Source organism: Dyella sp. PARNA 12/25 (assembly GCF_055702865.1).
Genome location: NZ_JBVQCI010000006.1, coordinates 46515 through 67883, shown reverse-complemented (window position 1 = coordinate 67883; position 21369 = coordinate 46515). Strand labels below are relative to the sequence as shown.

General features: G+C 63.2%; 22 protein-coding genes. 16 read left to right on the top strand and 6 right to left on the bottom strand.

Going from position 1 to position 21369, the window contains the following annotated elements; genetic code table 11:
- Nucleotides 1-41 precede the first annotated feature (41 nt).
- The 3 genes from AC0GUR_RS13350 to AC0GUR_RS13340 all read left to right on the top strand — a co-directional run bounded on the left by AC0GUR_RS13350 (nucleotide 42) and on the right by AC0GUR_RS13340 (nucleotide 2374).
- Nucleotides 42-935, top strand: coding sequence for a LytTR family DNA-binding domain-containing protein (locus tag AC0GUR_RS13350; protein WP_472877978.1), 894 nt, complete (start codon nucleotides 42-44; stop codon nucleotides 933-935).
- Between the two features lie 204 nt (nucleotides 936-1139).
- Nucleotides 1140-1865 (top strand): hypothetical protein, encoded by a 726-nt coding sequence (locus AC0GUR_RS13345; protein ID WP_472877977.1) that lies wholly within the window; start codon nucleotides 1140-1142, stop codon nucleotides 1863-1865.
- Between the two features lie 62 nt (nucleotides 1866-1927).
- Entirely contained in the window at nucleotides 1928-2374 is a 447-nt protein-coding gene (locus AC0GUR_RS13340) for a DUF6491 family protein (protein ID WP_472877976.1), read from the top strand.
- Between the two features lie 520 nt (nucleotides 2375-2894).
- Here the strand turns inward: AC0GUR_RS13340 and AC0GUR_RS13335 are convergent.
- A complete protein-coding gene (locus AC0GUR_RS13335; RefSeq protein ID WP_472877975.1) occupies nucleotides 2895-3716 on the bottom strand; it encodes a ferritin-like domain-containing protein in 822 nt (273 codons plus the stop codon).
- Nucleotides 3717-3992: 276 nt separating this feature from the next.
- Nucleotides 3993-4409, bottom strand: coding sequence for a universal stress protein (locus AC0GUR_RS13330; RefSeq protein WP_472877974.1), 417 nt, complete (start codon nucleotides 4407-4409; stop codon nucleotides 3993-3995).
- A 394-nt stretch (nucleotides 4410-4803) separates the two neighbouring features.
- Between AC0GUR_RS13330 and AC0GUR_RS13325 the strand changes: the two genes are divergently transcribed.
- From AC0GUR_RS13325 to AC0GUR_RS13285, 9 genes are all read left to right on the top strand, one after another.
- Nucleotides 4804-5262 (top strand): hypothetical protein, encoded by a 459-nt coding sequence (locus AC0GUR_RS13325; protein ID WP_472877973.1) that lies wholly within the window; start codon nucleotides 4804-4806, stop codon nucleotides 5260-5262.
- A gap of 95 nt (nucleotides 5263-5357) precedes the next feature.
- Complete coding sequence (locus tag AC0GUR_RS13320; protein ID WP_472877972.1) at nucleotides 5358-5900, top strand: peroxiredoxin; 543 nt, start codon at nucleotides 5358-5360, stop codon at nucleotides 5898-5900.
- Nucleotides 5900-6454, top strand: a complete 555-nt coding sequence (locus AC0GUR_RS13315) for a hypothetical protein (protein ID WP_472877971.1) — start codon at nucleotides 5900-5902, stop codon at nucleotides 6452-6454. The genes AC0GUR_RS13320 and AC0GUR_RS13315 overlap by 1 nt, the downstream gene beginning before the upstream one ends.
- Before the next feature lie 266 nt (nucleotides 6455-6720).
- The gene (locus tag AC0GUR_RS13310) at nucleotides 6721-7473 is read left to right on the top strand and encodes a DUF2884 family protein (RefSeq protein WP_472877970.1); all 753 of its coding nucleotides are present in this window, start codon (nucleotides 6721-6723) and stop codon (nucleotides 7471-7473) included.
- Nucleotides 7474-7579: 106 nt separating this feature from the next.
- The gene (locus tag AC0GUR_RS13305; protein WP_472877969.1) at nucleotides 7580-8020 is read left to right on the top strand and encodes a PA2169 family four-helix-bundle protein; all 441 of its coding nucleotides are present in this window, start codon (nucleotides 7580-7582) and stop codon (nucleotides 8018-8020) included.
- A 28-nt stretch (nucleotides 8021-8048) separates the two neighbouring features.
- The gene (locus AC0GUR_RS13300; RefSeq protein ID WP_472877968.1) at nucleotides 8049-8624 is read left to right on the top strand and encodes a DUF924 family protein; all 576 of its coding nucleotides are present in this window, start codon (nucleotides 8049-8051) and stop codon (nucleotides 8622-8624) included.
- A 31-nt stretch (nucleotides 8625-8655) separates the two neighbouring features.
- Nucleotides 8656-8928, top strand: a complete 273-nt coding sequence (locus AC0GUR_RS13295) for a DUF2845 domain-containing protein (RefSeq protein ID WP_472877967.1) — start codon at nucleotides 8656-8658, stop codon at nucleotides 8926-8928.
- A 131-nt stretch (nucleotides 8929-9059) separates the two neighbouring features.
- On the top strand, nucleotides 9060-9377 hold the full coding sequence (locus AC0GUR_RS13290; RefSeq protein ID WP_472877966.1) for a DUF2845 domain-containing protein: 318 nt from the start codon (nucleotides 9060-9062) through the stop codon (nucleotides 9375-9377).
- Between the two features lie 66 nt (nucleotides 9378-9443).
- Nucleotides 9444-10664 carry a low temperature requirement protein A gene (locus tag AC0GUR_RS13285; protein WP_472877965.1) on the top strand — a complete coding sequence of 407 codons (1221 nt, stop codon included), beginning with the start codon at nucleotides 9444-9446 and terminating at the stop codon, nucleotides 10662-10664.
- Between the two features lie 87 nt (nucleotides 10665-10751).
- Here the strand turns inward: AC0GUR_RS13285 and AC0GUR_RS13280 are convergent, their stop codons facing one another.
- Together AC0GUR_RS13280 and AC0GUR_RS13275 are read right to left on the bottom strand one after the other, a co-directional pair.
- The gene (locus AC0GUR_RS13280; RefSeq protein WP_472877964.1) at nucleotides 10752-11777 is read right to left on the bottom strand and encodes a 2-dehydropantoate 2-reductase; all 1026 of its coding nucleotides are present in this window, start codon (nucleotides 11775-11777) and stop codon (nucleotides 10752-10754) included.
- A complete protein-coding gene (locus tag AC0GUR_RS13275; RefSeq protein WP_472877963.1) occupies nucleotides 11774-13432 on the bottom strand; it encodes an FAD-binding dehydrogenase in 1659 nt (552 codons plus the stop codon). Before AC0GUR_RS13275 ends, AC0GUR_RS13280 begins: the two co-directional genes overlap by 4 nt.
- 206 nt (nucleotides 13433-13638) lie before the next feature.
- On the opposite strand from AC0GUR_RS13275, the gene AC0GUR_RS13270 reads away from it, so the two are divergent.
- The 4 genes from AC0GUR_RS13270 to lpdA all read left to right on the top strand — a co-directional run bounded on the left by AC0GUR_RS13270 (nucleotide 13639) and on the right by lpdA (nucleotide 19119).
- Entirely contained in the window at nucleotides 13639-14475 is an 837-nt protein-coding gene (locus AC0GUR_RS13270) for a DUF2884 family protein (RefSeq protein WP_472877962.1), read from the top strand.
- Nucleotides 14476-14661: 186 nt separating this feature from the next.
- Nucleotides 14662-15495, top strand: coding sequence for a mechanosensitive ion channel family protein (locus AC0GUR_RS13265; protein WP_472877961.1), 834 nt, complete (start codon nucleotides 14662-14664; stop codon nucleotides 15493-15495).
- Between the two features lie 141 nt (nucleotides 15496-15636).
- The gene (aceF, locus tag AC0GUR_RS13260) at nucleotides 15637-17307 is read left to right on the top strand and encodes a dihydrolipoyllysine-residue acetyltransferase (RefSeq protein ID WP_472877960.1); all 1671 of its coding nucleotides are present in this window, start codon (nucleotides 15637-15639) and stop codon (nucleotides 17305-17307) included.
- A gap of 105 nt (nucleotides 17308-17412) precedes the next feature.
- A complete protein-coding gene (gene lpdA, locus AC0GUR_RS13255) occupies nucleotides 17413-19119 on the top strand; it encodes a dihydrolipoyl dehydrogenase (RefSeq protein WP_472877959.1) in 1707 nt (568 codons plus the stop codon).
- A gap of 76 nt (nucleotides 19120-19195) precedes the next feature.
- Here the strand turns inward: lpdA and AC0GUR_RS13250 are convergent, their stop codons facing one another.
- Together AC0GUR_RS13250 and AC0GUR_RS13245 are read right to left on the bottom strand one after the other, a co-directional pair.
- Nucleotides 19196-20245: a hypothetical protein gene (locus AC0GUR_RS13250; RefSeq protein ID WP_472877958.1), complete on the bottom strand. Its 1050-nt coding sequence runs from the start codon at nucleotides 20243-20245 to the stop codon at nucleotides 19196-19198.
- Nucleotides 20246-20677: 432 nt separating this feature from the next.
- Nucleotides 20678-21346 carry a hypothetical protein gene (locus AC0GUR_RS13245; protein WP_472877957.1) on the bottom strand — a complete coding sequence of 223 codons (669 nt, stop codon included), beginning with the start codon at nucleotides 21344-21346 and terminating at the stop codon, nucleotides 20678-20680.
- Between the last annotated feature and the right edge of the window lie 23 nt (nucleotides 21347-21369).

Here is a 21369-nt window from a genome sequence, read left to right as displayed (position 1 = left end):
ATGTGCGGACGAACTTGCCGCTCCACGTATCATCCACGGCCATGACGACGACACCGTCCTTCGACTACGCCCGTCTCCAGCGCTGGCGCCGACCTTTCGAGATTGGCTTCTGGGTCGTCTCAGTGACGGTCAATACCGTGTTCAATGGCATGGTGCAGTGGTTCGACGTCACCTATCGCACCCACCGGGCCACCGGCATCGAGCCCTGGATCTGGGAAGTCAGCAGTAGCCTGGTCATCCTCGCGCTGGTGCCCTTCGTGGTGCAGGCCAGTCGCCGCTGGCCGCTCCGCTGGGATACCTGGCGGCGGAACCTGAAGGTCCACCTGGCGCTCAGCGTGCCGTTCTGCCTGGCGCATGTGGGCCTGATGATCGTCCTGCGCATGGTCGGGTACAGGGCCATCCTTGGCTGGCACTACCACTTCGGTAGCGATTGGCTGCAGGAGCTGGGTTACGAGTACCTGAAGGACGTCCGGACCTACTTCCTCTTCCTGGCGATCATCGGCGGATACCGTCTGCTCATGCTGCGCCTGCAGGGCGAGGCTCGCCTGCTGGCCGAGCCGGACGATGGTCCGCCGGTGGAGCCGGTGGACCGGCCAGAGCGTTTCCTGGTGCGCAAGCTGGGCAAGGAGTTCCTGGTCGCCGCGCGCGAAATCGAATGGCTGCAGGCCTCGGGCAACTATGTGAACCTGCACGTGCGTGGCCGCGACTACCCGCTGCGCGCCACCATGGCGGGCATCGAAGAGCGGCTGGATCCTGCACGTTTCCTGCGCGTGCACCGCAGCTATCTGGTGAACCTCGACTACCTCGCCGAGATTGAGCCACTGGAAACCGGCGACGCCCGTCTGACCATGCGCGATGGCGCCACGCTGCCCTGCAGCAGGCGATTTCGCACCCAGTTGCGCGAGCGTTTTGGTGACGCCCCCGCCAACGCTTAGCCTCCCCTGTAGGAGCGCACTTGTGCGCGACCGCAGAGTGTTGCCGGTACCTCATGCGGTCGTTCTCGCGTGCCCCAGCCACCTGGCCTGAACCCGCCGCTACGGTCGCGCACAAGTGCGCTCCTACAAAACGGCGGCGGGAAAGGTTGCGTCGCCCCTCGACCTCGTTCCACTCTAAGCGTCATCCGACACAGGACCCTGTCCATGACTCAGCGTCTACGCCTCGCCGCTACCACCCTTGGCACCCTGCTCGTGCTGGCAGGCTGTTCCCAGTCTGGTGAACAGGCCCAAGCGCCGCAGCAGGCACTGGCCGATGCCTCGGCCGACAAACTCAATACCTATCGTCAGCTTGTGCGCATCGGCAACGACGAGATGGCGGTGACGATGGGCAAGGAAATCGTCAGCCGCTACCCCAACAGCGACGCCGCCAAAGAGGTGCAGCAAAGCCTGCCGGGGATCGAGAAGCGCTACACCGAGAACGCTGAGAAAAACCGCCTCGCCAATTTGTGGCTGTACCAGGTGTCACCGATGGCCGGGGGCACGCAATCGACCGCCACCATCTATACGACCGAGCCCTCGGGTGATGCGCGCGTGCGTCTGGTGCTGCGCCGTCATACCGAATGGGGGCAGAACGCGTTCCTGTTCAACGGTGGTGCGCGTGGCTTCGTGTGCAAGGGTGTCTGTTCGATCAAGGCCACCTTCGATGGCAAGCCAGGCACCATTAGCGCCTTCGCGCCAACCACCGGCGAACCGGCGCTGCTCTTCAAGGATGACAAGGGCTTTATCGCTCAGCTCCAGAAAGCCAAGAAGATCACCATGGACGTGACGCTGCAGGACTACCAGAAGAAGGAAACGCTGGTCTTCGAAACCGGTGGATTCGACGCGTCCAAATGGCAGCCGGTCGAAAAACAGCAGGCCAAGAAGAAGTAACGGCGTCCACGCCTACCCCCTTTCATGCGTTGGCATGAACAGCACCCACGGAGATTCAGTTCATGGCAGCCAAACACCTTCTCGTCACGGTAGCGGTAGCCCTCGCGCTCGCGGGCTGCGCCCGCGTCGGCAAGGACTACACCGCGCGCCTCAATGCCCGCCAGCAGGCGTACGCCGCCGCGGCGGGTCAGCCGGTCAACAGCTTTCATTACTTCAGTCTGTGGTCGTGGGAGCCGCTCAGCGATTATGAGTTGGCGATTTACACGCGTTCCAATGAAGCGTGGTTGTTGGATCTGGACGGGCGTTGTCCCAACCTGCAGTTCACCAATCACATTGCGCTGACGTCCAGCGCCAGTGAGGTGATGGCCAAGTTTGATCGTGTGCTGACTGGGCCGGGTGATGCGCCGTGTTTCATCAAGCAGATTCGGCCGGTGGATATTGCGAAGTTGAATTCGCCGCAGGAAGGGAAGCCGCGTGAGGTGGAAGAGGCGCCGCGGCCGGCGAAGTGATGGGGGTGTTTTGGCTTCGCCGGCCATCTAGGGTGGGATCTGCGATAACCCTGCTACCCCTCAACGTCACCCCGGCGTAGGCCGGGGTCCAGTGACTTTGCTCTTGGTTCTGGTTGGGCGCTATCGCCAGCGTGCCGCCTACGACGCGAAGCTAGTCCCTGTGGGACGCGGCGGGCGTTTCGACCTTCTGCCGAAGGCCGAGTCACTTTTCTCTTGCTGGCCCAAAAGTCCCACGGGGATTAGCTTCGCGTCAAAAGTAACCCAAAGAAAATGGCCTTAAGAGCGGGGTCGTCGTAGCGTCGTGATTAATACGAGCCTTGGCGCTGACGGAGCCTCGATCGTCACGATCGCCCGACATGCGGTACGGCTACACCGCAACGCGCCAATGCGAAGAGGACTTAATGCAGCTCGGCTTCGCTCTTAGCTCTTCGCTCCCCGCTTTTGCTCCCTCTCCCCTCCGGGGAGAGGGCTGGGGTGAGGGGCCAATCTTGCCCAATCGCTAAAACTGGGCGCCTCACCTTCAATTGAGAAACAACCGCTCCGCCAACTTCGCCAGCGGCTTTTCCATCGCATTCTGCAAGCGCGCCGGCAATTCCAGCGGCTTCAGCAACATCTTCACCGTCATCTCCGCCGGAATATTCCTCTTCAGCAGATCCTGCGCGCGCCCAGTGATGCGCTTGAACTCCGCCTCGTTCTCCTTGAGGTGCGGATAGCACTGGTTGAACACGTGGCGCAGGGCGATGTCGCTGTCTTCGCTGCGGATTTCGTTGAGGCGGCGCAGGATGGTGCGAAATACCTTGTAGCGGCTGAAGCCTTCGCGCTCCCGATAGAGGCGGTAGTGCTGGTAGAAGTTTTTGTAGTGGCGTACTTCATCACTCTTGATGTGACCGGTGAGCTGCTTGAGTACCGGTTCGTCAGTGATGTCGTTGAGTGCGCGGTAGAGGCTGGCGGTGCCGGTTTCTACTACGCAGCGGGCGGCAAGCTCCAGTCCGCGGCTGGATTCCAGTTGTTCGGCCGTGCACACGGCGCCGTACTCCGCCCAGAACGAGGCGAAGCCTTTGTCCCAGTCGAACTCCGGCCAAACCGTCTTTACATAGGTGGCCAGGGCGCGGCCGTGCTGCAGTTCTTCGTGCTCCCAGTGCTGGCTCAGCCAGGTCTGCAAGGCTTCGTCGCCGGCAAAGTGGTCGACGAGATTGTGGGTGTACAAGTCCGAGCCACTTTCCACGAACGACGAACTGCACAACAGGAAAAACAGGTCTTCATTTTGGCGAATGCGCTGAACTTCGATTTTGCTGAAATCCAGGCTTTCCAGGGTCCAAGGTAACGATTGGGCGTAGCTCACGCGGGCATTCCTGTGCGGGCTGGGCCGGGCATGCGGGGCCGGCCTAGCATGACTGTTATATGACAACAGAATACGACGGGATGGCGCGGAGGGATTAACGAGCGCCGACCTGGGGATGCTCTGATCCATTCCCCTCACCCGTCACCGCGCGGTATGCGCGCATGCCGCGCGGCCCCAACGTATTGAATTGAAGGGATGGGGTGACGTCCGGAAGGGCCGCCGGGTACGGGGAATGGATCAGAGCATCCCTAGCGGTTAGTGCGGCGTGAAGGCGACCTATCGCACCACGGTGACCGGTACGTGAGCGCGTTGCAGCACTTCACCTGACACGGAGCCAAGCAGCCAGCGCGCCAGCGCACCGCGTTCGGTATGGCCTATCACGATATGGTCGATGCCGTGGCTGCGCACCTGATTGAGCAGGACATCGCCCGGGCAGCCCTGTACTACTTCGGCATCAATCAACGACTCCCCGTCGGGCACCAGTTGCTTCACTTCTTGCAACAGCTGCGTGCAGCGCTTGTGGCCGGGGTCGGTCATCATCAGCGCGCAAGTGTCTGCGCTGCCTTCGGTCATCTGCACCACCGACACCACTCGCACCCGGCCTCCGCTGGCACGGGCCATGTCCACGGCCAGGCGTACCGCGCGCTGCGAAGTGGCAGACCCGTCATAACCGACCAGCAAGTGCTTGAGCATGCGCTTCCTCCCCCTGGCCTGGGACAGGCTGATCTCTGGTCGGTGACCGGGTGACAGCGGCGCCCCACATGGTGTTTTTTTGCCTGTTGGTGGTCCTGCGTTGTGTGGTCAGCGTACGCGCCGCTGACAGTGTCCGCCACCCTCGCCAACGGGTGGCCCTGGTGGTTGTTTACCGCATGGTGGCGCGGATTTTCACGGCCGGCTCTTCCGCATTCGCGCGATAACAGTGTGCGCGGCACCCTGTTACTGGAGTATCAACCGGTGCGTTTCCACATGCCTTTCACGGTCACTGCCCTTGGATGAACGGTACCGGACGCGTGTCTGGGGGTATTCAGGATGGCTGCCGACAATGGCGGTTGTCGTCCGATGTTTTCCAACACACAAGGAGACAACGATGATCAAGCGTACGTTTGGTATGGCAGCCCTGGTGGTCGCCTGCGCATGCGCCACGTCGGCTTTGCCCACTGCAAAGGCCCAGGCGGCCGAAGCCGAAGTGAAGTGCCAGTTGTCGTTCAGCCTTTCGGGTTGGTCGCTTATCTATAAGTATGCGTCCGGCGAAGGCACCGTGACGTGCAACAACGGGGAGCACGCGAAGGTAAAGATCAAGGTCAATGGCGGCGGCATCACGGCCGGCAAGTACCGCATCGACAACGGCCGAGGTGATATCACCCATGTGCGCAACATCAACGACGTGTTCGGGGATTACGTGCAGGCCAGCGCCGAGGCCGGTGTGGTCAAGTCGGGCGAGGCGCAGGTGCTGAGCAAGGGCACGACCTCGTTGGCGCTGCATGGCAGCGGCGAGGGCGTGAACCTGGGCATTTCGATAGGAGCGTTCTCGATCATCAAGCAGTGATGGCTTGAGCCTCCCGGGACTCGAAGGGCGCCGCATGGCGCCCTTCGTTTTAGAGCGCGTACACTCTGGTGGTTTCCCATGCCCGGAGTACCGCCATGCGCCGCCTTTCACTGCTGATGATGCTTACGTTGCTGTTGGGCCTGATCGTGCCCGTGTACGCCGATGAACCTGCTGCACTGCCGCAAGCAGGGCAGGCCGCTCCCGACTTCCGCCTGCAGGACCAGAACGGCAAATGGCATACGCCGGCCGATCACAAGGGGCACTGGGTGGTGCTGTATTTCTACCCCAAGGATTTCACGCCGGGTTGCACTACCGAGGTGTGCACCTTCCGCGATGACATCGCCAAGCTGCGCAAGGAAGGGGCGGATGTGCTGGGCGTCAGCCTGGACGACGTGAAGTCGCACGCCGATTTCGCCGCCAAGTACCACGTGCCGTTCCCGCTGCTGTCGGATGCCGACAGCAAGACGGCGCAGGCCTATGGCGTGCTGACCTCCAAGGCAGGCTTCAAGTACGCGCGTCGCACCACCTTCCTGATCGATCCGCAGGGCAAGATTGCCAAGGTTTACCAGGACGTGGACCCGGAGAAGAACTCCGCCCAGGTACTGGCTGACCTGGCTACGCTCAAGGCGGCGTCCTGATGCTGCAGAAGTTGAGTAACGACGGTAGCCGACGCAATGGCTTCGCCTTCTGGCGCATCCTGGTGTGGCTGATCCTGCTGCTGGCGGCCTACGGCTGCCTGCAGTACATGCTGCATGGTGAGCAGGTTTGGCGTGTCCTGAATCAGCTGCCGGCGGAGAACACCGGAGATATCGCCCAGCTGCGCAAGATTCTGGCCTGGGACGTGGGCTACTTCGTCGCCGCGTTCGCGCTCATCGTGATCTGCGCGGGGGTGATTCTCCGCCAGGCGTGGGCGCGTCCGGCACTGCAGGTGGCCGCGATTCTGCTGGCATTGGGTTGGGGCTTCGCTGGCGGCTTGATGCTGCTGTCCCAGTGGCGCGAATTCAGTCAGGGCGTGGCGATGACCAATGCCCAGGCACCGCTGGATGAGGCGTCGAAATTGGCACTGGACCATGCCCGGCACAGTTTCATGATGGCGCTGGGGGCCAAGGCGATCGCCGTGCCGATCCTGCTGTGGCTGGCCTGGTGCTTGGGGCGGCCGCAGGTGAAGGCGGGCTTTCGCAAGCTGCGCTGACAGACGGTTCAAACTTTCGGGTCCCCACAAAAAAATCCTCACCGTCATCCCCGCGAAGGCGGGGATCCAGTGCCGTTTGATGCGTTGGGGAAAACCGAAAGTCGCCAGATGACCAGCTTCGCTGTTGTAAAGCGCTTCCCGCCTGCGCGGGGATGACCGTGAGGCGCCTATGTGGGCGCTCGCGACAGGCGCTGGCAGCATTGGTTCAGGCACGGTTGCCGCAGAACAGGTTATCGCTGCAGACCTTGTCCTCTTCCGAGTCTCCCATGCGCCTGCGCCGTCTGGCTCTCTTCCTCGTGCTCTCGTCCGGCAGTGTCGCGCTGCATGCGCAGGATCTGGCCACCACCTGTCACGCCACTAGCAGCTATGACCTCACGCTGGCGCCGGATCATCTGCTGTTCGACCGCCCCCAGCCCACACCCCAGCGGGTGGAGCTGCGCGACGGCAGCCTGCGTACCGATGGCGCCATGGTGAGCCTGCGAGCAGAAGATCAGGATCGCCTGGCCTTGTTCGAGCGTGACCTCCGCGCGCTGGAGCCCCGGGTAAAGGCGGTAGCCAACCACGGGGTGGATCTGCTGGCGGCAGCCATGCACGACGAAGGCGCCCGCCTGTCACTCGACGCGGACACGCGCGCCGAACTCGACCGCCGGGTAGCCGCCCGTGCCGTCGAGTTCAAGCAGCGCATTGCCGCCAGCCATAGCACCCACGATTGGCAGGGCAACCTGGCCGACCAGTACGCCAACCAGCTGGCGTCCGACCTGCTGCCGCTGCTGGCCAATGACCTCGGCCAGCAGGCCATCAACGCCGCCTTGACCGGCGACCTGCAGGCCGCCGCCAACCTGCGCGATACCGCAGCCGACCTCACCACCCAGTTGCGGCCGCGTCTGGAGCAGCGGATGCAGGCGCTGACGCCGCAGATCCACGCCTTGTGCCCCTCGGTTCAACAGCTGGCGGAACTGCAGCAGGGGATCCGTACGCCCCAGGGGCAGCCGCTGAACCTATTGCAGGTTGGGCAATAGAACGCCGCCTGAGTAGAAAGCTGACGCTGGATTCCGATTAACCTTCCGCTAAGTAGGGAGGGCACAGGATGGCCTTTGTAAACCTCTAGGTGTAGGAGGCGGCCTTGTGTCGCACGCTCGAGTACCGCGTTACAACGATCTGATCCGCCAGGGCATCGACGACCGGGACCTTTACCGGCGCGCGCTGGGGCAGGTGCGTGAACCTGGCCTGCAAGCGCTGTTGGCGGAAAACCTGCAAACCCTCGATATGCTGATCGGCGATCTGCAGGCACAGGTGCACGCCAGTGGGCGCACGCCCGCCCGTCACGGCACGCTGGCAGGCGCCGTGCGCAGTGCTCTTGCAGAAATGGCCGCCAACCTGGCCAGTAATCGCGATACCGCGTGGGTGCACAGCCTGGCCCGCAACGAGTGCGCTCTGCTGCACAGCTTCGAACAGCAGATGGCCAACGCCAACGCGGATTCGGCGCACGTGCTCAGCGTGCAGCTTTCCCGCCTGTATGGCATCCATAGGGACATGCACTGCCTGGCCGGTACGTCGCACGGCTGAACGCGGCGATTTTCAGGGAGAGATAGGCGTGTTGACGACACCGGGACAGGTGCTGGACTTCTGGTTCGACCGCGCGACCGAGGCGCTCTGGTTCGACCGTGACGATGCACTTGATGCCCGCATCCGCCAGCGCTTCGGCGAAACCCTGATGGCCGCTGCTCGCGGCGAACTCGACCACTGGGCGGCCACGCCCGGCGGCTGGCTGGCCCTGCTGATCCTGCTCGATCAGTTCAGCCGCAACATCTATCGCGACGACGCGCGTGCATGGCAGACGGACGCCAAGGCACAGGCCATCGCGCTGGCAGGCATCGCACGTGGCGACGATCAACAGCTGACGCCGCAGCAGCGCCTGTTTGCCTACCTGCCGCTGGAGCATGCCGAGGATCTGGCATTGCAGCAGCATTGCGTACACCTGTTTGAACAGCTGGTGGCGTCCTTGCCTCACACCGAGCGATCGGCATTCGAGGGCTTCCTTGATTACGCCCGCCGCCACCACGATGTGATACACCGATTCGGGCGGTTTCCCCACCGCAACGCCGTGCTCGGTCGCGAAAACACCGCTTCTGAGCAGGTCTATCTGGCCAGTCCCGGCGCAGGTTTCTGAGCATCACCCCACATTCGAGAAGGAGTTCGCCATGCGTCGTACTCTCGCTGTTGCGCTGCTGTCCCTCAGCCTGGCTGCGCACGCCGCCAACACCTACCGAGTCGGCAGCGAAGTGCTCACCGTGGGTGACAGTGCCGTGCGTGCCATGCAGTTGATGGGCTCGCCCGATTTCAAGGAGCCGGTGGAAAGCGAATTCGGGGGTTACCAGGGTGAGCGCTGGCAGTATGCGAAGGACAACGGGCGCATCGTCATCATCACCATCATCAACGGCAAGGTGTCAGACATCGAGGATCGTTCCCGCTAAACACCGGCGATGGACGCTGCGCCCGCAACCTACACGCGGTTGAGGTGCAGACGCCTGCCGATGTCCGGGGTTCCATCGCTAAGGTGATGTCGCCGCGCGCGACGCGCGGCGATTCGGACACGGAGACGTCCATGCGTGGAACCCTTTTCTGTCTCGGCCTGTCGCTGGCCTTTGCTGTGCAGGCCGGTAGCGGCACCTTGCGTGTGGGCAGTCAGGTGCTGGTGGTGGGCGATAGCGCCACCCGCGTCCAGGAGTTGCTGGGCAAGCCCACTTACCGCTCACACAGCAAGGCCCCCGCGGGTCGCAGCTCAGGAAAAAGCAGCAAGTCGCGGCGGTCAGGCTCGAAATCAGCTGGCGGCGAGCAATGGCAATACCGCAGTGGTAACAGGGTCATCACTATCGTGGTGGCCGACGGCAAGGTCAGCGCCATCCGCGACGGAAGCGGTTGAGTACAGGAGATGGCGGCGTGCATGCCGCTCATGCGATAACGGACGCCGCTCCGGAGAGGTGGCGTCATGTCCGAAACGCTGAATGTGGGGGGAACCCCTTCGCCGAGTCTGCTGCGAGCCCGTCAGGCGGGTATGCACGGCAAGGTCACCAATATCGAGCTGTTCTTCGATCTGGTGTTTGTGTATGCGGTGACCCAACTTTCCCATACGTTGTTTGGAGACTTGAGCGTGCTCGGCGCGCTGCACGTGCTGTTGCTCTTTCTCGCCGTGTGGTGGGTGTGGATCTTCACCGGGTGGATCACCAATTGGCTGGACCCGGAGCGCCTGGCGGTGCGCCTGTTGCTGTTGGTGCTGATGTTTGCGGGCCTGCTGCTCTCTACCTCGTTGCCCGACGCCTTCGATGGGCATGCGTTGCTGTTTGCAGGTGCCTATACCTTCATGCAGGTGGGGCGCTCGCTGTTCATGGTCTGGGCGCTGCGCCGCTCGCCGCTGGCGGCGCGCCGCAATTTCTATCGCATCACCCTTTGGCTGGTGGTTTCCGGTGCGCTGTGGTTGACCGGCGGTTTCATGCAGGGGCAAACGCGCTTCGCCCTATGGGGGGTGGCCATGGTCATCGAGTATCTGGGGCCGGCCGCGGCCTTCTACGTGCCGGGGCTGGGCCGTTCCTTGACCAGCGAATGGGACGTGGAAGGCGGCCACTTTGCCGAGCGCTGCAGCTTGTTCGTGATCATTGCGCTGGGTGAGTCGGTGGTGGTGACGGGCAGCAGCTTTGCGCAGAGCGCGCGCAGCATGGACGAGTGGCTGGCTTTCACTGCCGCCTTTGTCGGGTGTGTGGCGATGTGGTGGATCTACTTCGACCTCGCCGCGGAACGCAGCAGCCGTTCGATGCGCCAATCCAGCGACCCCGGACGCGCGGCGCGACTCGGTTATACGTACCTGCATCTGCCCATCGTCGCGGGCATTGTGGTGAGTGCGGTGGGTGACGAACTGAGCCTCAGCCACCCGCATGGCCCTGCCGATATGGCACAGGTGGCCGTGATACTGAGCGGGCCGGCGCTCTATCTGTTGGGCAACGCGTTGTTCAAGCAGACGGTCAACAACACCCGGTTTCCCTTGTCGCATCTGGCGGGCCTGGTGTTGCTGGGGCTGCTGTTGTGGCCGGCGCAATCGTGGCCGTTGCTTTGGTTGGCAGCAGCGACGACGGTGGTGTTGGTGGTCGTGGCGCAGTGGGAAACACTGGCGCTGCGTCATCTGCGCAGGGAGTTGTATCAATCCGCCGACGAGTGACCCCGGCTTTTCTGTACGAGCGCACTCGTGCGCGACCGCAAGGCTGAAGCGCAATGCGCCGTGTGGCTGTCGCGCACAAGTGCGCTCCTACAATGAACCGGCATGATGCAGTTCGGCGAGCAGGTCCTGCGCGCTCCACGCACGCCGTGACTGTTCGGCCTCATGGATCAGCGCCACAAGCCGCAGATTCACCGGCGCCGCCACGTAATGTCGCGTGGCGATACGCACCACCTCACCGTTGATCGCATCCACTTCCGTGGAGCGGCCGCGCTGCAGGTCCTCCCACATCGACGAACGGGCGACCGGATCAATCGCCAGCAGTCGCGAGGCGAGGCGGCGGAACCACGCATCCGGCATATCGAGCACGCGCGGCAACCACTGCGGCCGTAGCGGTGTGAGCTTGGCCGGGTGGATGTTCGCTGCTGCAAACACCTCCAGTGCTTCGCGCTGAGCCAAGGCCAGACAGCGACGCCAGTCGCGTTGCGAGAGCTCGTCCTTCAGAGGCAGATCGGACAGCGCATTGAGTGCGTTGTTGAGGTTGAGCAGCAACTTGGCCGCAAGCACCGCCGGCATGTCGTTACGGGCGATCAGCGGCAAGCCTGCTGCCGCAAAGATCGGATGAAAGGCCGCGAGCGAAGCATGGCTTTCCACCATCAACTCACCGCCCGAGCCCTGATGGAAATCGCCCGGTACGCGCTGCAGTACGTTGAATGGCACCATGCCCGACAGCACCGGATGCCCCGGCAACGCGGCGCGCAGCAGCTCGCCGTTATGCAGCCCATTCTGGAAACTGATGATGGGAACGCCTGGCGCGACCACTCCTGCCAGCTCGCGCGCCACCGTTTCGGTGGCGGAAGACTTCACCGTGACCAGCACCAGGTGCGCCTTCGCGGCAGCGAACGGATCGACCTGCAGTTCCACCTCTTTGGCGGCGACATGTTCGTGGCCGCCCTGCAGATCACTCCAGTCGAGGCCGTGCAGGCGCCATGCGTCGATCACACGGCGGCGACCAATGCAGGTGATGCGCGCGTGTTCGTGCAGGCGGGCGGCAAGATAGCCACCCACGCTGCCCGCGCCATAGATGGCGATGCGGGGCAACGCATGCACACTCATGCGATGGCTGCCGCCGCGGCGCGACCGGCGACCCGGCCCGAGAACAAGCATCCGCCCAGGAAGCTGCCTTCCAGTGCGCGATAACCATGCAGTCCACCGCCACCAAAACCCGCGGCTTCGCCGGCTGCATAGAGTCCCGGCAGCGGCTGGCCATCGTGGCCAAGCACACGCGCATCGAGGTCGGTCTCCAGTCCACCCAGCGTCTTGCGCGTAAGGATGTTCAATCGCACCGCGATCAACGGACCGTTGGCGGGATCCAGCAATCGGTGGGGCTTGGCCACGCGCACCAGTTTGTCGCCGCGATACTGCCGCGCGTTATGGATGGCCATCACCTGGCTGTCTTTGGCGAACGGGTTATCGAACTGCAAGTCGCGTGCCTCGATCTCGCTACGGATCTGCGCGATATCGAGCAGCTGGTTGCCGGCCAGCGCATTCATGCCGTCGACCAGTGCTTCCAGCGTGTCGCGCACGATGAAGTCACGGCCGTGCTGCTTGAAGGCTTCCACCGGTGCGGGTGCGCCTTTGCCAATGGCGCGTTTGGCCACTTGTCGCCAGCTCTTGCCGGTGAGATCCGGATTCTGTTCCGAGCCGGAGAGTGCGAACTCGCGGCGAATGATCTGCTGGTCAAGCACGAACCAGCTGTAGTCGTAACCGGTGCGGCGCAGGTGTTCGAGCGTGCCCAGCGTGTCGAAGCCTGGCCACAGTGGGCCGGGCAAGCGCTTGCCGGTGGCGTCGAACCAGAGTGATGAAGGGCCGGGCAGGATGCGGATGGCGTGCTTGGGCCAGATCGGGTGCCAGTTCTCGATGCCTTCCACGTAATGCCACATGCGATCGCGATTGATCAGGCGCGCGCCGGCGCTTTCGCTGATGCCGAGCATGCGGCCGTCCACATGCGCGGGCACGCCGCAAAGCATGTGCGCCGGTGGCGGACCCAGGCGCTCCGGCCAGTTGCGCCGCACCAGGGCGTGATTGCCGCCGATACCACCGGAAGCGACGATCACCGCCTGTGCGCGCTGTTCGAAACCGTGCAGCACATCGCGCGAACTGGGCTTGCCGCGCTCCATGCCGTCGGCAGTGAGCACGCTGCCGCGCACGCCGGTCACGGCGCCCGTTTCCACGATCAGTTCATCCACGCGATGGCGGAAGCCGAACTGCAGCAAGCCCTTGGCTTCAGCCTCACGCGCCCGTCGCACGAAGGGTTCGATCACGCCGGGCCCGGTGCCCCAGGTCACGTGGAAACGCGGCACGGAATTGCCATGCCCGATGGCGCCGTGGCCACCGCGCTCGGCCCAGCCCACCACGGGAAACCAGCGCATGCCCATGGCATGTAGCCAGCGGCGTTTTTCGCCTGCCGCAAAGTCAACGTAAGCCTCGGCCCAGCGTCGCGGCCAATGATCCTCCGCCCGGTCGAATGCCGCCGTGCCCATCCAGTCGGCCAGCGCCAGTGCATGCGAATCGCGCACGCCCATGCGCCGCTGTTCCGGCGAGTCGACGAAAAACAGTCCACCGAACGACCAGAACGCCTGTCCCCCCAGGCTCTGCTCCGGCTCCTGATCCAGCACCAGTACCCGTTTGCCGGCATCGGCCAGCTCGGTGGCAGCCGTCAGCCCAGCCAGGCCGGCGCCCACCACGATTGCATCCCACCCCTCCCGCATCCCACGACTCCCCTCATGGCATACCTGTGGGCGAACTTAGCGTGCCTGCGCATGGCTGCCTATACGCACTGCGTCATGGCCGCTCCAGCCGCCCATGACCGATGGCAGGGCATGACACCTGGCCCATGTCCGGTGGCGTGCTGCGGCGCATCGTTCGCCTGACGTTGTGTGGTCATCACACGGCGCGTCATAGGGAGGTGTTGACGATGCGCACCACAATGCTGGCCTGCGTACTTGCCGCGGGTGTCGCCATGGGCGGCGCCGTGCAGGCGAACGATCTCCAGGTTCATGGCGACCATTGCGGCTACGCCACCGACTACGACGTGCAAGTCACGCCCGATGGCATCGGATTTCATCGCGACAGCGGCAAGCCGGGCGATGTGTTCATGCATGACGGACATCTGCGCGTAGATGGCCACGACATGACCGTATCGGCCGACGACGCCGGACGCGTGCGCGATTATGAGCAACAGGTGCGTGCGCTATTGCCGGAGGTGGCTGCCGTGGCCCGCGAAGGCGTCAACATCGGGTATGCCGCGATGCGTACCGTCATGCTCACCTTTGCGGAGAATTCGAACGACCGCCAGGCCATGATCCATCGGCTGGATCGTAACCGTCAGCTGGCCCTGGCGCGCATCGATAGCAGCCTCGGCAAGGGCGAATGGCGGCCGCACGAGCTGGACGACGTGATGGAACAGACGGTGCAGTCGTCGGCAGCCGATCTGGCTGGCAAGTTGGCCGGCTCGGCGGTCACAGCTGCACTGAGCGGTGATGAACGCCAGGTGGAGACCCTGAAAGCACGCGCGGATACGCTGGACGCGTCGATCGATCGCGAGGTGAATGCGCGCAGCCATGAACTCGACAAACGCGTCGATGCCTTGTGTCCGCGATTGAGTGAACTGGAAAAATTACAGCAGCAGATGCAGCTCCGCATGGCCGATGGCTCGCGGTTGCAATTGCTGACGAGAAAACCCCCAGACAACAAGAAGCTGATAACAGCCACGAATAGCGTGCGCGCCGATGGAGGCGACCCCGTGCGTTGATTCCTATGGTCGGCTCCCCAGTACGACCTTGCGCCGGTTTGTGCGCTCCTCAAACTTCACAAACAGGCTCCAATGCCGCGCCATCCCTTATCAGGCGCGGCATTTTTATGTACGGCAAGCACAACGGAACCTTGATCGATGGGCTGCTAGGCTTCCCGGCGTTTTTCACCGATGAGCCACTGACCCATGCAAGAGCTTCTGTCGCGTCTGCACCTTTCCCAAGGTGCCATCTCCACCTTGGTCAACCTTGGCAGCGCCATCGCGATACTGCTGATAGGCCTCTGGCTTGCCGCGCGCGTCGCGAATATCGCGCGTCGCGCGATGCGTCGCGCGAATGTCGACGAAACACTCAGCGGCTTCCTGCGCAACCTGATCAATGGCGTGCTGGTGGCGATGTTGATCGTGATGGCCTTGCAGCAGGCCGGTGTGCCTTCGGCGCCGCTGGTTGCCGCGCTCGGTGCGGGTGGCTTGGCTATTGGCCTGGCGTTGCAGGGTTCGCTCAGCAACCTGGCGTGGGGCGTGCTGCTGATCGTGTTCCGGCCGTTCCGCGTGGGTGACTTCATCACCGCGGGCGGCGTGGACGGCACGGTGGAGAGCGTGAGCCTGATGTATACCCAACTGGTGATGGCGGACAACCGCGAAGCGGTGGTGCCCAACGCCAAGATCGGTTCGGATGCCATCATCAACTTCAATCGCCGCGGCACTCGCCGCATCGAGCTGCGGGTGAACGTCGACTACAAGGCCGACATCGGCAGTGCGATGGATGTGATCCGCCAGCTGTACGCCGCCGATGCGCGCATCCTGCCGGACCCTGCACCGGGTGTCTGGACCGAAAGTCTGGGCGAGAACGCCGTGGTGCTGGTGCTGCGCGCCTTTGTCCGCAGCAGTGACGTGTGGGCCACACAGACCGACCTGGTGCGAGGGGTCAAGGAGCGGTTTGCCGCGGAGGGCATCAGCATCCCGCTGACTCGTCGCCAGCTGAGCACGGTCGAGAGCCGTCTTCCCGACCAGGCCGCATGACGTGCTAACCCCTGCATACGTATGCGAATGGTGGATTCAAACGATCCAAAAGCGTCCGGAAACGGGTGTCGTTCGCTATGATTGGGCCCTTATGCGGCCGTCATCCCCGCCGGCACGCCATCGCCATCCGTAGGAGAAACCATGGCCGACCTCAAAGAAGCACGCGTTCCCGATATCGGCAGCGAAAATGTGCCGGTGATCGAAGTGCTGGTGAAACCGGGCGACAAGGTAGCCAAGGAACAGGGCCTGGTCACGCTGGAGTCGGACAAGGCGACCATGGAAGTGCCGGCCCCGTTCGCGGGCACGGTGAAAGAAATCAAGCTGAAAGTGGGCGATGAGGTGTCCGAAGGCGCCTTGATCGCCATCATCGAAGCCGATGCCGCCGACGCTGCGCCCGCGCCCAAGCAGGCTGCACCGGCCAAGGCCGAGGCGCCCGCCAAGGCAGCGCCGGCTCCGGCTCCGGCTCCCGCACCGGCCGCTGCACCTGCCGCCAGCGGCGGTGTGCGCGAAGTGCTGGTGCCGGACATCGGCAGCAGCGATGTGCCGGTCATCGAAATTCTGGTGAAGGTGGGCGACACCATCGCCAAGGACCAGAGCCTGATCACGCTCGAATCCGACAAGGCCACGATGGAAGTGCCGGCCCCGTTCGCGGGCGTAGTGAAAGAGATCAAGGTCAAGGTGGGCGATGAGCTTTCCGAAGGCAGCCTGATCGCGCTGGTGGAAGCAGTCGGTGGCGCGCCCGCCGCTGCGCCGGTTGCCGCCAGGGCGGAAGCGCCCAAGGTCGAAGAGAAGCCCGCGCCGATGGCAGCCCGAGCCGCGCTGATGGACAAGGTGCCGGAAGGCGACGTCGCCCCGACCGAGCGCCCGCCGTTCGATTCGCGCATCGTCATGCCGGGCGACGCCCCGTACGCCAGTCCGGCCATTCGTGCCTTTGCGCGCGAGCTGGGCGTGGATATCCGTCAGGTGAAGGGCAGTGGCCGTGCTGGCCGCATTCAGCGCGAAGACGTGACCGGCTACGTGAAGCATGCGCTTGCTTCGGGTGCTCGCCCGACCGGCGCTCCGGTGGCTGCCGGTGGCGGTCTCAACTTGCTGCCGTGGCCCAAGGTCGACTTCAGCAAGTTCGGCGAGATCGAAGAGAAGCCGCTTTCGCGCATCCAGAAGATCTCGGGCGCGAACCTCGCACGCAACTGGGCGATGATCCCGCACGTCACCCAGCACGAAGACGCCGACATCACCGAGCTGGAAGCTTTCCGCAAGAAGCTCGGCGAAGAGAACAAGGATCTCAAGGTCACCCCGCTGGTATTCCAGATCAAGGCGGTGGTCGCGGCGCTGAAGAAGTTCCCGCAGTTCAACGCTTCGCTGGATGAAACCGGCGAGAAGCTGATCCTCAAGAAGTACTTCCACATCGGCATCGCGGTGGACACGCCCGATGGCCTGGTGGTGCCGGTAATCCGCGATTGCGACAAGAAAGGCCTGCTGGACCTTGCCGTGGAACTGGGCGAGATCTCCAAGAAGGCGCGCGACAAGAAGCTTGGCCCCAACGAAATGTCCGGCGGCTGCTTCTCCATCTCCTCGCTCGGCGGCATCGGCGGCACGGCATTCACGCCGATCGTCAATGCACCGGAAGTCGCCATCCTCGGCGTGTCCAAGGCGGCCACCAAGCCGGTGTGGAACGGTAAGGAATTCGCGCCACGCCTCGTGCTGCCGCTGTCGCTCAGCTACGACCACCGCGTGATCGACGGCGCGCTCGCCGCGCGCTTCGCTTCTTTCCTCGCACAGCAGCTGGGCGACATCCGCCGCCTGCTGCTCTGACGTAGCGAAGTTTGCTCCCTCTCCCCTCCGGGGAGAGGGCCGGGGTGAGGGGCCAATCTTGTGCCAGTCCTCACTGCGTAGCGAAAAGAAATCCAAGGATTCCCCATGGCAAGCACCATCGAAATCAAAGTCCCCGACATCGGCGGCCACGACAACGTGCCGGTGATCGAGGTGCTGGTGAAGGTCGGCGACACCGTCGCCAAGGAGCAGGGCCTGATCACGCTCGAATCGGACAAGGCGACGATGGAAATCCCGTCGAGCGCCGCTGGCGTGATCAAGGAGCTCAAGATCAAAGTGGGCGACGAAGTGTCGGAAGGTGCGGTCATCGCCGTGCTGGAAGTCGCTGACGGCGCCGCCAAGGCCGAAGTACCGAAGGCCGCCGGCGCTTCCGGTCGTACTCCTGACATCACATGCAAGCTGGTCGTGCTCGGCTCCGGCCCGGGCGGTTACACCGCCGCCTTCCGCGCTGCTGACCTCGACGTGGATACCGTGCTGATCGAGCGCTACGCCACCCTGGGCGGCGTCTGCCTCAACGTGGGCTGTATCCCGTCCAAGGCATTGCTGCACGCCGCCGCCGTGATCGACGAAGCCGAAGCCATGGCCGCCCACGGCGTCAGCTTCGGCGCGCCGAAGATCGACCTCGGCAAGCTGCGCGACTTCAAGACCAAGGTGGTCGGCAAGCTCACCGGTGGCCTCTCCAGCATGGCCAAGCAGCGCAAGGTGCGCACAGTGCAGGGCGTCGGCACCTTCATTTCGCCGAATGAAATGGAAGTCCAGACGGCTGAAGGTACCAAGCTGCTCCGTTTCGAGTACGCCATCATCGCCGCCGGCTCGCAGTCGGTGAAGCTGCCTGCGTTTCCGTGGGACGACGAGCGCATCGTGGATTCCACCGGCGCGCTGGAGCTGAAGGACGTTCCCAAGAAGCTGCTGGTGGTTGGCGGCGGCATTATCGGTCTGGAAATGGCCACGGTGTATTCCGCGCTCGGCAGCGAAGTGACCGTGGTCGAGTTCATGGACCAGATCATCCCCGGCGCCGACGCCGACCTGGTCAAGCCGCTGGCACAGCGCCTCGGCAAGAAGCTCAAGGGCGTGCACCTCAAGACCAAGGTGGTGGACGCCAAAGCCACCAAGAAGGGCATTGAGGTTAGCTACGAAGGCGAGAGCATCCCCGAAACCACCGTGTTCGATCGCGTGCTGGTTGCCGTGGGCCGCTCGCCCAACGGCAACAAGATCGGCGCAGACAAGGCCGGTGTCACGGTGAGCGATCGCGGCTTCATCAACGTCGACACACAGATGCGCACCAACGTGAAGCACATCTTCGCCATCGGCGATCTGGTGGGCCAACCGATGCTGGCGCACAAGGCCACGCACGAAGCCCGTGTGGCGGCGGAAGTGGTGTCCGGCATGAAGAGCTACTTCGACGCACGCGTCATTCCGTCGGTCGCGTTCACCGATCCGGAAGTGGCATGGGTCGGCGTCACCGAGCGTGAGGCCAAGGAAAAGGGCCTCAAGATCGGCACGGGCAAGTTCCCGTGGGCAGCCAGTGGCCGCGCCATCGGCATCGATCGCACCGAAGGCTTCACCAAGCTGATCTTCGACGAGGAAACCCATCGCGTGGTCGGCGGTGCCATCGTTGGCCCGCACGCCGGCGACCTGATTTCCGAAGTCGCGCTGGCGATCGAGATGGGTGCGGAAGCGGCCGACATCGGCCTCACCATCCATCCGCATCCGACGCTGAGCGAATCGGTAGGCATGGCGGCGGAAGCCTACGAAGGCACCATCACCGACCTGTACATGCCGAAGAAGAAGTAGCCAACGCCGAAGTGATAAAAGAAAGCCCGGGAAACCCGGGCTTTCTTGCTTTGCGGGCCAGCGAAACCGCTGGTCGTCAGTTCGACTCGGTGAAGCGAATCGACGGCTGAGTGCCACTTGAGGCCGTGCAGGTGCCAAGGTTCAAGTTGTTGCTCTCGCCGGTGCTGCCGGAGTTGGCCACGCACGAGGGGGCACTGGTGGAACCGTTGTTCACCGCCACGTTCACCGTGATGGACGAGCCGCTGTTGAAGTCGGCTTCGGAGCCACCGGCGTTACCGACGACGTTGAACTCCGATACGTTCCACACCTGTGCGAGATACAGCACGCTGTCCTTGCCGCTGGAGCTGTACGCGGTGGTGCCGTTGGTGAAGACCACGGTGTCGTTGCCGCCTGCCGTCACGGTACCGGTCAGCTTCACGTTGCCGAGCTGGGTGGCCGGTACATCGGGTGCGGTTGCGGCAGCGCTGTTCTTGTAGCAGTCGCCTGCGCCATCGCTACCCCAACCGCTGGGGCAGCGCCGGCCGCCGTAGCCGATCAGCCAGTACTGCATGAACACAGCAGCCTGGCCCTGCACGCTGTAATCCGGCGCATACACGAACTGCTGCCACACGGTGCAACCGGAATGGCCGTTGCAGGCAGACGTGGTCGAGTTGAAGCTGGAGTTGATCTGCAGCGAGTACTCATTTGCACCGAGAATGCCACCGTTGCCGTAGGCAGGCACACCCACGCCGGTCTCCGACGTCACACCCGTAACGACCGGGAAGGTACCGATGGTCTGGGTGATGAGGCTCGCGCTTTGAAGCGTGTAGTCATTGCCGTTGCCGGCGGTTTGCGCTGCACCGAACTTTGACCAGCGCGGTACGGGAGCGACACGAGGTGTGGCTTCTTTACACGCCGCCTGCTTCCACACGATGCTGGGATAGTTGGCGGTGTAGCAGCCTTCTGCAGGCGTGGCGGTGTGGGAGATGGCCTCGCGCCATTGGTCGCGCGCCTGCGCTTCCATGGGGCTGACGATCTCAGGGTTGAACTGTGCCGACGTGCCCGCAGGCTGCGCAGCAGCAATGGCGGGAAAGCAGGTCACACTGACAAGGCTAGCTAGCAACGCAAACTTCAACTTCGCTCGCATTGAAATTCTCCCTCGTACGCGAATAGTCACTCGTTTCGACTCTGGACCATCCAGCAGCCGATGACTTCAAACAACAACTCCCCTACACGCCGCCACTGGATGAGTGGCGGCGAATGCTGTGCGGTTGTGTTGTTGACCGCTCCCCTGGAGCGCGCAGATTACGGGGATGTCAGAGTGCATTTATGCGCACTCGGTCACGATTGGCGTGTGAGATCGATCCACGATGTCATCGTGAAAACATGCTAGTTGTCGATATTTTCTACGGCTTGAGCGATGCGGATCGCGCTTGTGGGTGCTCACGAGCTGGGCACGAATCGCACCTGGTGCGATTAGAGTGCGGTGAATACGCCAAGTGTGTGTTAGCGGCCTAATACATGGCGGCGGCGCAGAAAAATACGCACAGAGAGCCCGGGAGGTCCCGGGCTCATGGACTCACGTTTCGGATAGACCCATCGCGGCGCGAACAGGCTTTGCGCCTTGCTTCAATTGCCCGATCGTTTCCCGGGAGCTATTGATCATTTGCTGCAACACGCAGAGGAAGTCGACGGGATCAACATCTTTGCCAAGGCGAATTCGGGTGCGCATATCGACCATGCGCGGTGCGTCGAGGGCTAGCGTGGCGCTGTGGATGGTCCAGTTGGACAGGTCCCGCATGGAGGCGTAAGCCGAGGCGTACTTGTGCTGCTTCTCCACATCGATCCAGGTCGCCGACTGGTTCGCTACGGCTACGTCCCACGCTTGCGTGGGAAACGAGGGCCAGTTGATGCTGAGCACGAATTGATCGCGCATTGCCTGAATGTGCTTGTTGATGTCCTTGTCTGACAGGCCATTCTGCACGTCTTCTGTGATGACTCTTTTGACGGCTTCCAGCGGGGCGACCTTCGACTCGTCGATACTCAGTGAGGTCTGGATGTCACTGAGTGCGCCCTGCAGTTCGGCGTCAATCTGCGCGGTAGCGAACTCTGCGGCGTGGCGATGGTGCACGCTCTCGATCCATTGTTCCAGCCCAAGCGCCGTGAGAATACTGAGCACGATCATCAAGTAGTGCTTCGCGAATTCGCGAAGCGAATGTTTCTCGATCTGGGGTATTTCCAGGTGCATGGAGACTCCTGTCAGTCGGGTTC